General features: G+C 44.9%; 15 protein-coding genes. 6 read left to right on the top strand and 9 right to left on the bottom strand.

Annotated features, from left to right (window positions below):
* Positions 1-18: 18 nt before the first annotated feature.
* Positions 19-1,389 carry an L-serine ammonia-lyase gene (locus RH46_RS17720; RefSeq protein ID WP_006880895.1) on the bottom strand — a complete coding sequence of 457 codons (1,371 nt, stop codon included), beginning with the start codon at positions 1,387-1,389 and terminating at the stop codon, positions 19-21.
* A 188-nt stretch (positions 1,390-1,577) separates the two neighbouring features.
* On the opposite strand from RH46_RS17720, the gene RH46_RS17715 reads away from it, so the two are divergent.
* Positions 1,578-2,411, top strand: coding sequence for a YdcF family protein (locus RH46_RS17715; RefSeq protein ID WP_006880894.1), 834 nt, complete (start codon positions 1,578-1,580; stop codon positions 2,409-2,411).
* On the opposite strand, the gene RH46_RS17710 is transcribed toward RH46_RS17715, so the two are convergent.
* Both RH46_RS17710 and RH46_RS17705 read right to left on the bottom strand, forming a co-directional pair.
* Entirely contained in the window at positions 2,374-3,057 is a 684-nt protein-coding gene (locus RH46_RS17710; RefSeq protein WP_006880893.1) for a hypothetical protein, read from the bottom strand. The two genes, RH46_RS17715 and RH46_RS17710, sit on opposite strands and share 38 nt — an antisense overlap.
* 181 nt (positions 3,058-3,238) lie before the next feature.
* Positions 3,239-3,502 carry a putative hemolysin gene (locus RH46_RS17705; RefSeq protein ID WP_006880892.1) on the bottom strand — a complete coding sequence of 88 codons (264 nt, stop codon included), beginning with the start codon at positions 3,500-3,502 and terminating at the stop codon, positions 3,239-3,241.
* A 195-nt stretch (positions 3,503-3,697) separates the two neighbouring features.
* On the opposite strand from RH46_RS17705, the gene RH46_RS17700 reads away from it, so the two are divergent.
* Complete coding sequence (locus tag RH46_RS17700) at positions 3,698-4,630, top strand: DHH family phosphoesterase (RefSeq protein WP_006880891.1); 933 nt, start codon at positions 3,698-3,700, stop codon at positions 4,628-4,630.
* Positions 4,631-4,695: 65 nt separating this feature from the next.
* Here RH46_RS17700 and RH46_RS17695 read toward each other — a convergent pair whose 3' ends face one another.
* Positions 4,696-5,712, bottom strand: coding sequence for a GGDEF domain-containing protein (locus RH46_RS17695; RefSeq protein ID WP_006880890.1), 1,017 nt, complete (start codon positions 5,710-5,712; stop codon positions 4,696-4,698).
* 194 nt (positions 5,713-5,906) lie between these two features.
* Complete coding sequence (locus RH46_RS17690) at positions 5,907-6,842, bottom strand: chemotaxis protein (RefSeq protein WP_006880889.1); 936 nt, start codon at positions 6,840-6,842, stop codon at positions 5,907-5,909.
* Between the two features lie 197 nt (positions 6,843-7,039).
* Between RH46_RS17690 and ppiC the strand changes: the two genes are divergently transcribed.
* Positions 7,040-7,318 (top strand): peptidylprolyl isomerase PpiC, encoded by a 279-nt coding sequence (gene ppiC, locus RH46_RS17685; RefSeq protein WP_006880888.1) that lies wholly within the window; start codon positions 7,040-7,042, stop codon positions 7,316-7,318.
* A gap of 98 nt (positions 7,319-7,416) precedes the next feature.
* Here the strand turns inward: ppiC and RH46_RS17680 are convergent, their stop codons facing one another.
* Positions 7,417-8,301 (bottom strand): LysR family transcriptional regulator, encoded by an 885-nt coding sequence (locus RH46_RS17680; protein WP_006880887.1) that lies wholly within the window; start codon positions 8,299-8,301, stop codon positions 7,417-7,419.
* 110 nt (positions 8,302-8,411) lie between these two features.
* Between RH46_RS17680 and RH46_RS17675 the strand changes: the two genes are divergently transcribed.
* Positions 8,412-8,714, top strand: coding sequence for a putative quinol monooxygenase (locus RH46_RS17675; protein ID WP_006880886.1), 303 nt, complete (start codon positions 8,412-8,414; stop codon positions 8,712-8,714).
* The gene (locus RH46_RS17670) at positions 8,711-9,685 is read left to right on the top strand and encodes a Gfo/Idh/MocA family protein (RefSeq protein ID WP_006880885.1); all 975 of its coding nucleotides are present in this window, start codon (positions 8,711-8,713) and stop codon (positions 9,683-9,685) included. The genes RH46_RS17675 and RH46_RS17670 overlap by 4 nt, the downstream gene beginning before the upstream one ends.
* Before the next feature lie 71 nt (positions 9,686-9,756).
* On the opposite strand, the gene RH46_RS17665 is transcribed toward RH46_RS17670, so the two are convergent.
* The 3 genes from RH46_RS17665 to RH46_RS17655 form a co-directional block, all read right to left on the bottom strand.
* A complete protein-coding gene (locus RH46_RS17665; RefSeq protein WP_006880884.1) occupies positions 9,757-10,065 on the bottom strand; it encodes a c-type cytochrome in 309 nt (102 codons plus the stop codon).
* A 77-nt stretch (positions 10,066-10,142) separates the two neighbouring features.
* Positions 10,143-11,147, bottom strand: coding sequence for a low-specificity L-threonine aldolase (gene ltaE, locus RH46_RS17660; RefSeq protein WP_006880883.1), 1,005 nt, complete (start codon positions 11,145-11,147; stop codon positions 10,143-10,145).
* Positions 11,148-11,159: 12 nt separating this feature from the next.
* Complete coding sequence (locus RH46_RS17655; RefSeq protein WP_006880882.1) at positions 11,160-11,684, bottom strand: NUDIX hydrolase; 525 nt, start codon at positions 11,682-11,684, stop codon at positions 11,160-11,162.
* Positions 11,685-11,958: 274 nt separating this feature from the next.
* Between RH46_RS17655 and RH46_RS17650 the strand changes: the two genes are divergently transcribed.
* Complete coding sequence (locus RH46_RS17650) at positions 11,959-13,623, top strand: ATPase RavA domain-containing protein (RefSeq protein ID WP_006880881.1); 1,665 nt, start codon at positions 11,959-11,961, stop codon at positions 13,621-13,623.
* Positions 13,624-13,632: the final 9 nt, after the last annotated feature.

Genomic DNA, 13,632 nt, shown 5'->3' with positions numbered 1-13,632 from the left:
TTTATTTATAGGGAAGAATTATTCACATGGCGGTGCCATATGGATGACAGCCAGGCCACCTAGCGAGGTTTCTCGATACTTTCTATTCATATCTTTACCTGTCTGGTACATAGTGGCGATCACCTTATCTAACGAGATTAGGCATTTGCTGGTTCGTTTTAGCGCCATGCGTGACGCGTTAATCGCTTTCATTGCACCCATAGCATTACGTTCAATACAAGGAACCTGTACTAAGCCACCAATCGGGTCACAAGTCATGCCAAGTGAATGCTCCATAGCAATCTCTGCTGCGATACAAATCTGCTCGTTGCTACCGCCGCGCAATGCGGTTAGACCTGCAGCGGCCATTGATGAAGATACGCCAACCTCTCCCTGACAGCCAACCTCAGCACCGGAGATTGAAGCGTTGGTTTTGTAAAGGATGCCAATTGCGCCAGCAACAGCGATAAAGTCTTTCAGTTGCTTGGTATCTAACTCGCGGATAAAGCGATGGTAATACATCAGTACCGCAGGAATAACCCCCGCGGCACCATTAGTCGGTGAAGTCACAACCTGACCGCCTGCGGCATTTTCTTCACTAACAGCAAAGGCAAATAAGTTGATCCAGTCCATAATCTCCATTGGATCGTTTTCAACTGCGGCATTGGCTTCAAGTTTTTTCAGTAGATTAGGCGCTCGTCTGGTGACATTGAGCCCACCCTCAAGGATTCCTTCGGTTTCAAAGCCTCGTTGCATACACAGAGACATCACTTTCCAGATCTGTTCTGCCTTACGCGTGATCTCTTCTTCGTCAAAGAATCGTTGTTCATTCTGTAGAATCATGCCGCCAAGGCTTAGGCCGTTACTCTCAGCCATCTCCAACATTTCGTCGGCACTGGTAAATGGGAACGGAACGTCAACCTGATTCTGATTACCACCCTGCTTGAGCTCGCTTTCAGTTGCGATAAAACCGCCACCGATCGAATAATATGTTTCGAAGGCTAGCTGAGCCCCTTTGGAATCAAAGGCGGTGATGGTCATGCCATTTTCGTGCAGTGGCAGGTTGTCATCATGAAACAGAATGTCGCTTTCATAACTGAAATCGATAGTATGAGCACCGGCGAGACAAAGCTGACGGTCTTCAATCGTTGAGCTGAGCGCCTGTTTAGCGCTGGCCATCTTTATGGTGTCAGGTCTATTTCCTAGTAGACCGAGAATCACTGCCCGATCCGTATGGTGACCTTTACCCGTTAAGGACAGTGACCCATAAAGATCCACTTGTACACGGCTGACTTTGGTAATCGATGGCGCAAGCAGGCGGGTAAAATGGTAACCTGCAAGCATAGGGCCGTTTGTGTGCGAACTGGACGGTCCGACCCCAACTTTAAAAATATCAAATATTGACAGCATAAACTTAACTTCCTGTTTGATTGGTCCGTAATTCGGACTCTTTTAATAACAAGTATGGCATGTGCAGAGCATTTACACGTTAGCCTGATTGATTAGCAATATAATAATCCAAGCTAACTTAGCGATAAGGTCAATACTTGTACAGTTTCTCGCAGGGTTAGTAGGAATAATTGAGACATGGGTAAATAATGGACGTTATGAATGTTGTTCTGATACTGGGAAAACGACTGGTCGACAATGTGATTACCGCAGAGGGTCGCTCCAGAGTTGATGCGTTAATTAACCTTATTAATGACAAGGACTTAGCGCCCGAGGCAGTGATATTTTGTGGGGGGATTACTCAAGGTCAGACTGAGAGTGAAGCCAGAGCAATGTATCGCTACTTCAACAGTCGTAGTGCTCAAATTAGCCCGTTTCTTCCCCATGTTTTGCTTGAGGATAAATCAACAAACACGATTGAAAACATCCGTAATGCAGCGGAAAAGTTGATTGAAAGTGAGTTATGCAGAAAGGAACAGAGGGTTAAGGTTGTACTCATCTCAAACGATTACCATCTAAAACGAATATTCGAGATACAGACACTCATGGATGAGCAGGGGCTGTTAGCTGTGCTGGAGCGACAGTGTGCAGACACTGGCTTGAAGATTGAGATAGATAGGTCAATTCACAATCATTATCCTGTCCCGTACCCGCATAGCAACCGCTTAGCCCAGGTATTCCTGTTGCTTGATGAGTTAACCACTTACCGGGTCTACCTTGAAGGGGTAACAGCCGGCGTATTCAGTCGCCCTTTGGAAAAAGTTAGACAACAACCATTCCTGATTGCTTCTGATGCATTGGTACAACTAGCAACACTGGTGACAAAAGAAAATGATCTAAAAGATTTAGCGCGAATAAAAAGGGCAGTCGAATTGACCACCCCACAATTATCTGACGCTGAAACCTTAGCTCACTTAAAACTACTGGATACTGCTCTGACTCGGCTTAATCGACGGTTTGACCCTGAGCGCCACGTTTTCTAAGCAGGAAGTAGGTTTTCACGGAACAAAACGCGATAAGGCTATAACAAAGCAGTTCAATGCCCTCTTCAGACAGGTTTTTAACATCGCGAAGATAGTGTTCGCCCATCACTGAATGCCAGAAAGACCCCATACCATACAGGCGAGAAAACACCAGCAGGAGTACTACAGCGGTGATTAGCGTAGGCATAAATCGACTATTCAGTATTTCTGCTAATTGGTGAATAGAAGAGCGGCCTTCTCGAAGAGCGTAATAGCAGGATAATGCAGTTATGAGGAGAGCGGGTATAACCCAAGCTCCGTGGAACACCATATCAAACCACATATCAGATTCACGAATAAACAGTACCGCAAAGAATCCGCCAATCAGTACTGAAGCGTGGCGTATTTCACGGTTACTACGAGACAGAGTAAAGAACGACATGCTGGCTATTGCCAACATCAGTGATTGCGCAAGTTCAGTGACCGAATTCTCCCCCAGCCCATGATGAAGCAGAGTAAAGTCGATACGAAGACAAAGATTAACAAATATACTCAGCGCGGCAATGATCAGTACATTTAGGGCTACACGTTGAAAAGTTGCTTTTGAACTGGCAGTAATAACAGAAGAGTTATCGAGTTGCTGATGAGTTGAGGTTTGACATTTCATGATATGTATCGCCTTAACGCTGATGGGTATCCGGGTGTGATTTTCGTCACATTTTAATTGGCGTCGTACTTCCTTTGTCAGAGAAATGTCATAACTGAACAGTGTACAATAGAGATCAAAAAAGAGAGAGGCGTGCGCACTCTCTCTAGCAAAGTAACCCAGTCTGTTTCAACTAATTGATTCAGTTGTTATCAGAATCTTGCTTATGGTTATTTCGGTAGTACTCCCACTGTTCAACGCGTTCACCGTTTTGTAGAGCACAATATGTGACTCGCTTTTCATTTTCGGTGACAGTATCGAGCTCACCACCTTGTTGAACACAATAAACCGCCGCAGGGTTAGCGAGTGCTGTATATTCCTTCACTTCGTACTCGTCAGGCTCATTTGCGCAACCTGCCAGCAACACAACACTAGCCGCAGCCAAAGCAAAACACGCATTTTTCATAGAATTTCCTCAATTGAATCAATTGGTAGCATATCGAGTATAGAGGATTGCTTGAAAAACTCTGTCTTGAGTTTGTTAAAAAGTAGTCGATGTCTAAAATTAAAAGTAGCTATTCAGTAGACTTATCAATAAGCGGGTAGGTTATTGCTTCGTCTGCTGTGTCTCTAAAATAATTCTAAGCATAGGAAGTGCCAGATGTCGGACAATAAACATCGACTTGTTACTCGTAGTGATTTTGATGGGTTAGTTTGCGCTGTTTTACTTAAGCAGCTAGATCTCATTGATGATATTAAATTTGTTCACCCTAAAGATATGCAAGACGGCGTTGTCGAAATTACCGCCAACGACATTGTGACAAATCTGCCATATGTCGAGCAAGCCCATCTTGTCTTTGACCATCACCTCTCAGAAGTGATTCGTAATCCGGGAGAGCGAAAGAATCATATTATTGATCCAAACGCACCTTCCGCAGCTCGCGTGGTATGGGAACATTATGGTGGCGAGCAAACCTTTCCGAACCATTGGTTAGATATGATGGCTGCGGTGGATAAAGGCGACTCTGCTCAGTTTAGCCGCGACGAAGTCTTAGACTCTACTGGCTGGAATCTACTCAATTTCCTAATGGATGCTCGAACGGGCTTGGGGCGCTTTCGAGAGTTTCGTATTTCAAACTACGCCTTGATGATGGATCTTATCGAATATTGTAAGAACCACACTATAGATGAAATTCTATTGTTGCCAGATGTTCGTGAACGTATCGACCTTTACCGTGAACATGAAAACTTGTTCAAGCAGCAAATACAGCGCTGTGCCACAGTCCACGACAATTTAGTATTATTAGATTTGACCGATGAAGACGTTATCTATGCGGGTAATCGATTCATCATCTATGCACTCTATCCGCAATGCAATATATCGATCCATAAAATGTGGGGCTTTCAAAAGCAAAACACTGTGTTTGCAACAGGGAAATCTATCTTCGATCGAAGCTCCAAGACCAATGTTGGCGAATTGATGCTCAAATATGGAGGCGGGGGACATAAGGCTGCGGGAACTTGCCAGATAGACAATGACCGTGCTGAAGCAGTCCAGCGAGAACTAGTCGCAGCGATTACCGCAGATGGTTAGATAAACAGAGCCCCGGTATTGATACCGGGGCTAATTATTTAGTGCTGGGAGATAACAGCTGTAGGTTAGATTGGCATAACTCGGTTGCGACCAAGTTGCTTCGCCTCGTAAAGAAGTTTATCGGCGCGCTCAATCAGTGATTCAGGTGACTCTCCAGGCTCCAGTTCTGCAACACCCAGTGAAATGGTAATATTACCAATCGATTGACCAGTGCGGCGATCTTTGACTGACAGCTTTTCGACTGTGCGTCTGATAGATTCAGCAAATTGTCGTGCTATACGCAGGGATTTGTTCGGCACAATAAGCGCAAACTCTTCGCCACCAAAACGGTAAGCATGGATACCGTCACGGCAGCTCAGCTGTAGACGACGGGCAATGCCTTTGATTACCGTATCACCAAATAAATGACCATAGGTATCGTTAAAGGTTTTAAAGTGGTCGATGTCGGCCAACACTAAGCACATTTTCTGTTCAGAACGGCACAGAGTATTGATGTCACCATCAAATGCCCGGCGGTTGTACAGGCTGGTCAATGAGTCGAACAGGGCGTCTTGTTGAACTTCAGCCAGTTGACTCTTGAGTTGGTTAATCTCCTTGGTAGCATTAACCAACTGACTGTTCAGAAAGCGCGTAGAATGGCGGATTTCTCGCGATTCAGCGACAAGCTGACGAATCACGGTCATCACCTCTTCGATAGACATAGCTTCATCTTCAACTCTTTCAAGGTTGTCGAAGCTTTTATCAATCAGTTGGGAGAAGTCTGAGGTATCTGACAGGGTATCTGTCATCGAACTGGCTACTTCGTTAACCAGAATCTCAATATTAGCGCGTAATTCACGCATATCTGTTTCTGAGCGGCTGGCAACATAATTGTTATAGAGCTGCTCACCCGCCGCTGGTGGGCAGATTCCGTAGTTCTCTACAACGTTATCCAATTCTCTATTTAGCTGAGGGATCGCATTATCCACATAGGTGTACCAAAGTGCATAGTTTGCCGGGGTAGCAGCTACGTGATTCTTCATCATCAGCGGTACGGCTTTTTTTAAATTTGCCGTCGATTTTTTAAAGTCGTCGTCTGTCATTTTTTATGAGCATTGTTACTCTGTGTGCTTACCCGATGAGATTAACGGATTAAGCACATAGATGCTTGTAATTACTACTACTTTGTACTGACCAATAGATTAACTGTATGAACTTTAGCACATCTAAATTCTAGAAGCTGTATAGGGAATGAGCAAATGAAGAAACTCTATTCCAATCGCGAGCTCCTCAGCATTTAAGTACCGAGGACGATTTCGTCTCTTACATTCCCTTCTTCTAATCTTTTCGCACCACGTAACATCGCTTGTATTAAGTCACCCGCATTAAACTTCTCTAAGGCTTCGTGCGCACCCACTTGCTGCGCTCGTTCAACACAGATCTCACTAGAGAGCGATGTATGCAAAATGACATAGCTGTTGCTCAGTTCCTGTTCATTTTGGGTTTCGAAAGCGAGTTCATAGCCATCAAGCCCAGGCATTTCAATGTCGCTTACCAACATATCGATAGACTGACCTTTGGCCGCACATTCACGCATCAACTTGAGCGCATCGAGACCGTTATTACAGATTTGATATGGAATGTTGATACTATCAAGGGCATCGGACAATTGTTTACGCGCAATGGATGAATCATCGACCAGAAGAATGCTCAGAGCTTTCAAACGCTCTCGCTCCACATCGGTCAACATTGGAATACTGGTAGACTCATACTGCGGATAGATTTTTGATAGCAGCAACTCCACATCAAGCATTTGCACAATTTGATCTTCATAGCGCGTAATGCCAGTGACGAACACGTTGTTGCCAGCAGTTTCAGGCGCTGATTCAATTGATTTCCAGTCACACTCGATTATCTTCTCAATCGAACGAACCATAAACGCAACAATGGTGCGTAAGCAGTCAGTGACGATCAGATAACAAGAGTCGTACTCTTCAGGCTGAATCGGACGAAAGCCAATTGCAGCTGGCATATTAATTACTGGAATGGTTTTATCTCGAATCGTCACGGTTCCAATCACATGATGATGTGAATAAGGGATCTGCGTCGTTGGTTGATATGGCACGATTTCACGAACTTTGAGCGTACCGATAGCAAACTGCTGCTTGTTGTTTGTCAGAGTAAACATCAGCATGCCTTGCGACTGATTTGCTTTACTAATTGTCTTGGCCATTCAATTTCTCGTCCGAGTACTAGTTACCCTACATGGTAAAGTAAATTGTCTGTCGATCAATGTACCTATATCAATTTTGTTAGCGATAGGTGGTTAGTTATGCGTTTTCGTGATTTTTACGCTTTAGCTTGGATGAAGATCTCATACTGATCGGGTACAATCTGGGTGACATAAATCACCAATCACGAGACATTATCATGGCGAACACCGCAGCTGCTCTGCATATCTTGGTTAAACACAAAGAACAGGCAGAAGACATTATCAAACAGCTTAAGAAAGGCGCTAAATTTCAAACCTTAGCTAAGAAGTACTCAAACTGTCCTTCAGGCAAGCGTGGTGGTGATCTGGGCGAGTTTAAACGTGGTCAGATGGTGCCTCAGTTTGACAAAGTCTGCTTTTCAGGAGAGACACTTGTTCCGCATCTGGTGAAAACCAAGTTTGGTTGGCACGTCGTTAAGGTACTTTACCGCACCTAATTGAAGTGACGGTCTAAACGTAGCGACTTTATCGCAGCGGACAATAACGAAAATGGCAGCTAGATGGTCTAGCTGCCATTTTTGTTTTTCAGGCACGGTTATAATCCGTTATTGGTGGCATTAACAACAAAATCAACGAAGGTACGATTCTTCAACGAAAGATGTTTAGAGCGATAGAGCAGATGTATTGGCTTTGCCTGAGGCAACTCATGCTGAAGAACTTCAATTAATTGACCTGACTGAATCTCGGGCTCGACCAGAATCTTTGGTTGCAGCAGAACGCCACAACCTTGAATCGCCGCATATTTTAATATATCGCCATTATTAGACGTCAGTCTGGCGTTGCTATGGCTAAACGTATTCGAAGGCAGATTGATCACTTGCTGGCTTTCACCTTGATGGTACTGAAACCCCAAGCAGCTGTGTTGGCTAAGATCATCGAGAGAGTCGATTTTCCCATACTTATCAAGATATTCAGGCGCAGCGCAATAGGTCATCTGGTAATCGCCTAGTCTTCTTGCAACTAAAGACGAATCAACTAATTCGCCAATGCGGATAATTACGTCGGCTTCACTCCGAAATGGATCAATAAGGTTATTGTCGAGAATCAGTTCGACGTTTATGTCCGGATATTGAGCAAGAAAATCTGCAACGACAGGGGCAAGTACCTTCTTACCATACGTAACAGGACAGTTCACTTTGACTGTGCCTATGGGGCGATTGACCAAGGTTTGGATCAGGTTTTCGGCATTAGTAATATCTTCAATAATTCGATGACACTCTTGATAGTAGATCTTGCCCGCTTCAGTGAGTGACTGTTTTCTGGTGGTTCGATGAATCAGTTGTGTTCCAAGACTCTGTTCCAGAAAACTGACATGTTTACCGATCATCGTGGCAGAGAGATCGAAATGATGTGCTGCGCTACGAAAGCTACCGTGTTCCACAACATAGGCGAACACTTTCATGCTGGTCAGTTTGTCCATTATCCACTCATGATTTATAAAGAATCAACTTTTCGTGAGTTTATCAATTCAATGGAGTTAATTAAAGTTGGTGATATAGAGTAAATATTTCTAACGATTAGAGAATAGTGATGAGCCAAACGATATTTGTCACCGCTGAACTGCGTATCAATGCGGAAAAGCCAACAGCTGAGGTAGTTCAGTCAATAGAACAGTTCTGTCTGGATATGCAGAATGAACCGGGCTGCCTGCAAGCGATAGCGACTTACGATGATAAGGAGCCGCAGCGTGTGATTCTCTGGGAGCGCTATAAGGACCGGGCCGCCATTGAAGCGCATTTCAACATGCCACATACGCAAGCGTTTATTGCATCACAAGTAGCCGTGCTGGTTCAGGCTTTTGAAACGCAGAAAAACGGAGTACTGGCATCATGAAATGGGGTATTCTGGGAACAAGCTTTATCTCCGGCGTGATGGCGGAGGCGATTAAAGGTGACGAAAAAAGTGAGCTATATGCGGTGGCAGGGCGTTCTGAGGGCAACCTCATGGCGTTTGCCGAGCAATACTCAGTCGAGAAAACCTACTTAGACTACGATGCGCTGCTAAGTGACGAGCAGGTTGATATCGTTTATATCGCCTTACCAAACCACCTTCATCACGATTTTATTATCAAGGCAGCTCAAAAGGGTAAAGCGGTTCTGTGTGAGAAGTCACTGTCTGTCGATATGGAAAAAACGCAACTGGCTTTAAAAGCGGTCGAACAACATCAGGTTTTCTTCGCAGAAGGTTTGATGTACCTGCATCATCCGCTCATGAAGGAACTGGTGTCTGTTTTAAAGTCGGGAGAGATAGGTGAGCTTCGCTCTGTTCATACCTCTTACATTGCCTCGATTGCCCAGTTTGTTAATCCGGATAGCAAAGGCGCCTTGTATAACCTTGGTTGTTATCCGATATCTTTGCTGTATTTAGTCGCTAAAACCATGTTGGGTGAGCAAGCATTTGAAAATTGCTCTTTAAACGCGATGGGGCGCAGAGGTAAAGATGGCAACATCTGTGAATCGAGTTTGCTGATCAGTTTTGGTCAACAAACCTCAGCTTCAGTTCATACGGCTGAAGATCATGGATTGAAGCATCAGTTCACCATTCTGGGTAGTAAAGGTGCGATTACCATGCAAACTAACCCATGGCTTCCAGACGTTGAGAATCACTTCAGCGTCGAGATTTATGAAACCTCGAAGCGTGACATCTCAGTGAGTGCTGACGGCGATGCTTTTTTCTACCAAGTCCGGCAGGTACGCCAGGCTGTGGAAGCGGGCAAGAAAGAATTACAAGGTCCATGTGCGAGCTGGCAGGATTCATACAATATCATGCAGTTACTCACTGACTGGGAGAATATCCACGCCTGATTGGCGTAGACAACAGAGGTAAAGCGACTAAAGCCTTCGCAGTGTTGAAGGCTTTTTAGGATCTGAACTTGTTATTTCTGACTCGAAAAGTAGGCTGCAATATCTTTTAAATCCTCATCGTTCAAACGTGATAACTGCGCTTTCATCATCTCTGCCAGTGGACCTTTCCGATCACCATTTTGATAATCTTTCATCGATTGGAACAGGTAGCTGGCATTCTGACCATTAATGTTAGGGTAGGATGGATTGACGGCAATCCCTGTCTGACCATGACAGAAAACACAACTAGGCGCTTTGATTTTGCCAAGCTGAGGGTCGCCAAACGGCTCTGCTTGTGTGAAAGGAGATAAAATGAGTAGAAGTAGGAAAATGCGTGCCATCAGCGTAGCTCTAATAACAAAGATAGCATTAGCATAAAGCTTCCCCTAAGGGGAAGCTCAAGAGCGTCTGTGCTTTATCAGCTATATAACGCCAATTTTGCTAGCAAGGTATCAATATCTTCACTCGTTACATCTTTGTGTGTAACAAAGCGGATTGGATTCCCCGGGGAAATAGTGATGCCGTCATCAGAAAGCTTGGCCGCGACCTGTTTAATATCAATCGTTGGCTCTAATTTGGCAAAAACGATATTGGTTTGTACCAGCTCAGGCTTAACATGATAACCGTCAATCCTACTCAGACCTTCTGCAAGGCGCTTAGCATTAGCGTGATCGGTTTTAAGCTGTTCAACCTGTTCTGTTAAGGCGAGTTTACCTGCCGCAGCTAAAATACCTGCCTGACGCATACCGCCACCAACCATTTTACGTAGTCGACGAGCGCGAGCGATAAACTCATGGCTGCCTAAAAGTAGTGAACCAATCGGAGCTGCAAGACCTTTCGATAAACAAATCGTCATAGAATCGAAGTATCGGGCAATCTCTTTCACATCAACATCCAGTGCTACGGCAGCGTTGTAGACTCGTGCACCGTCCAGGTGAAGGAGCAGGCCGTTTTCATTGACAAACTCTCTTGCCTCGGCCAGATATGAAAGTGGCAGTACTTTACCGTTAATGGTGTTTTCCAGACTCAATAGCTTTGTGCGAGCGAAGTGAGAATCGTCAGGCTTAATTGCCGCGGCCAGTTTATCGAAGTCGAGTGTGCCATCTGGGTTATTTTCGATTGGTTGAGGCTGGATGGAGCCGAGCACTGCTGCACCACCTGCTTCATATTTGTAGTTGTGTGCCTGCTGGCCGCATAGGTATTCATCGCCACGCTGACAGTGAGCCATTAGACCAAGCAAGTTAGCCTGTGTGCCTGAGGTAGTAAAAAGCGCTCCCTCGAAACCGTGACGCTCTGCTGCCCACTGTTCCAGTTCATTTACGGTTGGGTCGTCGCCATAGACATCATCACCAACGAGCGCTTCACTCATCGCCTTACGCATTGCTTCGGTCGGTTTTGTTACCGTATCAGAACGAAAATCCATACTTTAAATCTCCTAAATATATCCACATAGCTTGGCTTTGCTTAAACACGCGATCGTTTTAGCGTCGGTGATTTCGCCTTGAATAATTTTTTGTTCGAGTTGTTCTATTGGTAGCGAGATGACTTCGATAACTTCATCTTCGTCGCATTGGTAGCGTTGGGTCTGACTTAACTGCTTAGCGACGAACAGGTATTGAATTTCGTCGCAGAAGCCTGCCAGTGGTGTTACCTGACCAAGAGATATCATGCTTTGTGCACTGTAACCAGTCTCTTCTTCCAGTTCTCTATGGGCACAGGCCTCAATGGGTTCTCCACGCTCAAGCGTTCCGGCAGGAAGCTCCAATAGCCATTTCTTAAGCGAAGGTCGGTATTGATTGATAACGATGATATTGCCATTGGCATCAATAGGAAGAATAACGGCCGCTCCCGGATGGGAGATAGTGGTGTGGGTAATGTCCTTTCCATTTGGCAGCGTCATGGTCTCTTCAACAAGAGCGATTTGCTTCCATGAATGGATAGTGTTGATTTTATTTTCCATTGCGTCGTTACATTCGTCCATAGAGCTAGACTGGCCACATTACAGCTTCAGCCGAGAGAGATAAAGATCATTTCAGTCTCTTGCAGCAAAAAGAGCCGCGCTAGATAAGTGATGAAACTCTCAAAAGTGCAAACATTGATTTCAAGGAGTTACGTAAAAACTACGTCTGATATAAAGATCCGTCCAATCTACAAAATGCACTTGTAACAAAGTGATAACAAATGTATAAAATTATACATACAAGGTTTAATGATGGCCCCAGGAGAGCACAACAATGATTAGCCCAAATCGAGTGTCTCACTCACAAAAAGCTTTGCTCTCTGAACGAATCAGTAAACTGGCTCATGCACTATCAGATGGTGTCTATGAGAGAGAAGAAACCATCAAACTCTGTTTGCTCGCAGCCTTAGCGGGCGAAAGTGTGTTCTTACTTGGCCCTCCGGGTATTGCAAAAAGCCTTATTGCTAAACGTCTGATCCAAGCGTTTGATAACTCATCTTATTTTGAATATCTAATGACTCGCTTTTCGACACCGGAAGAGGTGTTTGGTCCACTGAGTATTCAGGAACTGAAAGATAACGGTCGTTACCTACGCCTTACCGAAGGCTACTTACCAACCGCGCAAGTGGTTTTCCTTGATGAAATCTGGAAAGCGGGCCCGGCAATCCTTAATACCCTTCTGACTGTTGTTAACGAGAAGACTTTCAAGAATGGCAGCGATATTGAGCGCGTTCCAATGCGTCTGCTGGTTTCCGCATCGAATGAACTACCTGATGAGGATAGCGGTCTGGAAGCCCTATATGACCGTATGCTTGTACGCGTATTCGTCAACCGTATTCAGAACAAGAATAACTTCAAGTCGATGCTAACTGTCGGAACACCTCAAGAGGCAGTGATTCCTGAAGGACTTGCCATTACAGATGAGGAATACCATCAGTGGCAGTCAGAACTGGATACACTAGAGCTGTCGGAAGAAGTATTCGAAAAGCTCTATGAACTTAAAACCATGTTGGAAAGTGCTGCTACCGCCGGGAGTGGTGTCGATGTGGCAGAGACCGATATGTATGTCTCAGACCGTCGTTGGAAGAAGGCCGTTAAGCTACTAAAAGCGAGCGCCTATTTTAACGGTCGCGATTCTATTAACCCTCTTGATCTGCTGTTACTGCAAGACTGTTTATGGAACAGTCCTGAGTCTCGTGACGTAGTACGCAGTGTTATTAAGCAGTTTGCCCTCAATCACGCTTTCGACCAACAGGAAGTAGAACAACAAATTACTTTATGCCGTGAAGAGCTGAGCGAGGTTCAAGAAGAACTTGAATCTGAGTTTGGCATCATGTTAGCGATGGAAACAACCACTGGACTGATTAAGAAACAGATCCATAGCTACGATATCTCCAACGCCAAAAGCTATAAGGTCGGCAGCGCATTCGACTTGGTCAAATTGGTGCTATTGCAAAGCAACATGTCTGTCTCAGAGTCTGAGAAGGGGGACAGTCGCTGGGTCTACGTACCAAAGAATGAGTTAGAGCGAGTGATTAAAGACGGTCAGGGTGACGTGTACGGCTATGTCAATCAGAACACCAATATGTGTCGCTTACGCTTTGATCTGGATGCTGCCAATAATCTGGTGATTAAAGATATTGCTAACCGAGCGGTACTGGTTTCAGTTGTGACCAATAAGGGCCTTGATGAGTCGCTCTATCAAGAGTGGTTAACCAAGTCTGAGCAAGCGATGGCTCAGCTTGAACACGCGGAACATCATCTACGTAAAGTGCGATCCAATTTCCATGGCGCCCTGCCGCACGGTTTTATAGACCAAGAGTTACCGCGTGCGATGGAAGCGAGTTTACAAAATCTTCAGCAGGTGTTGGAGTCAACCAAAGCCGAGTGTGAACGTACGGTTTTCCGATTTAAGAACTTAAACCAGTTCTTCTCATAAGGAGCCGAT

This window comes from Vibrio brasiliensis LMG 20546 (assembly GCF_000189255.1).
Taxonomy (GTDB): Bacteria; Pseudomonadota; Gammaproteobacteria; order Enterobacterales; family Vibrionaceae; genus Vibrio; species Vibrio brasiliensis.
The sequence above is the reverse complement of the archived record's forward strand: the minus strand, read 5'-3'. Positions and strand labels throughout refer to the sequence as shown.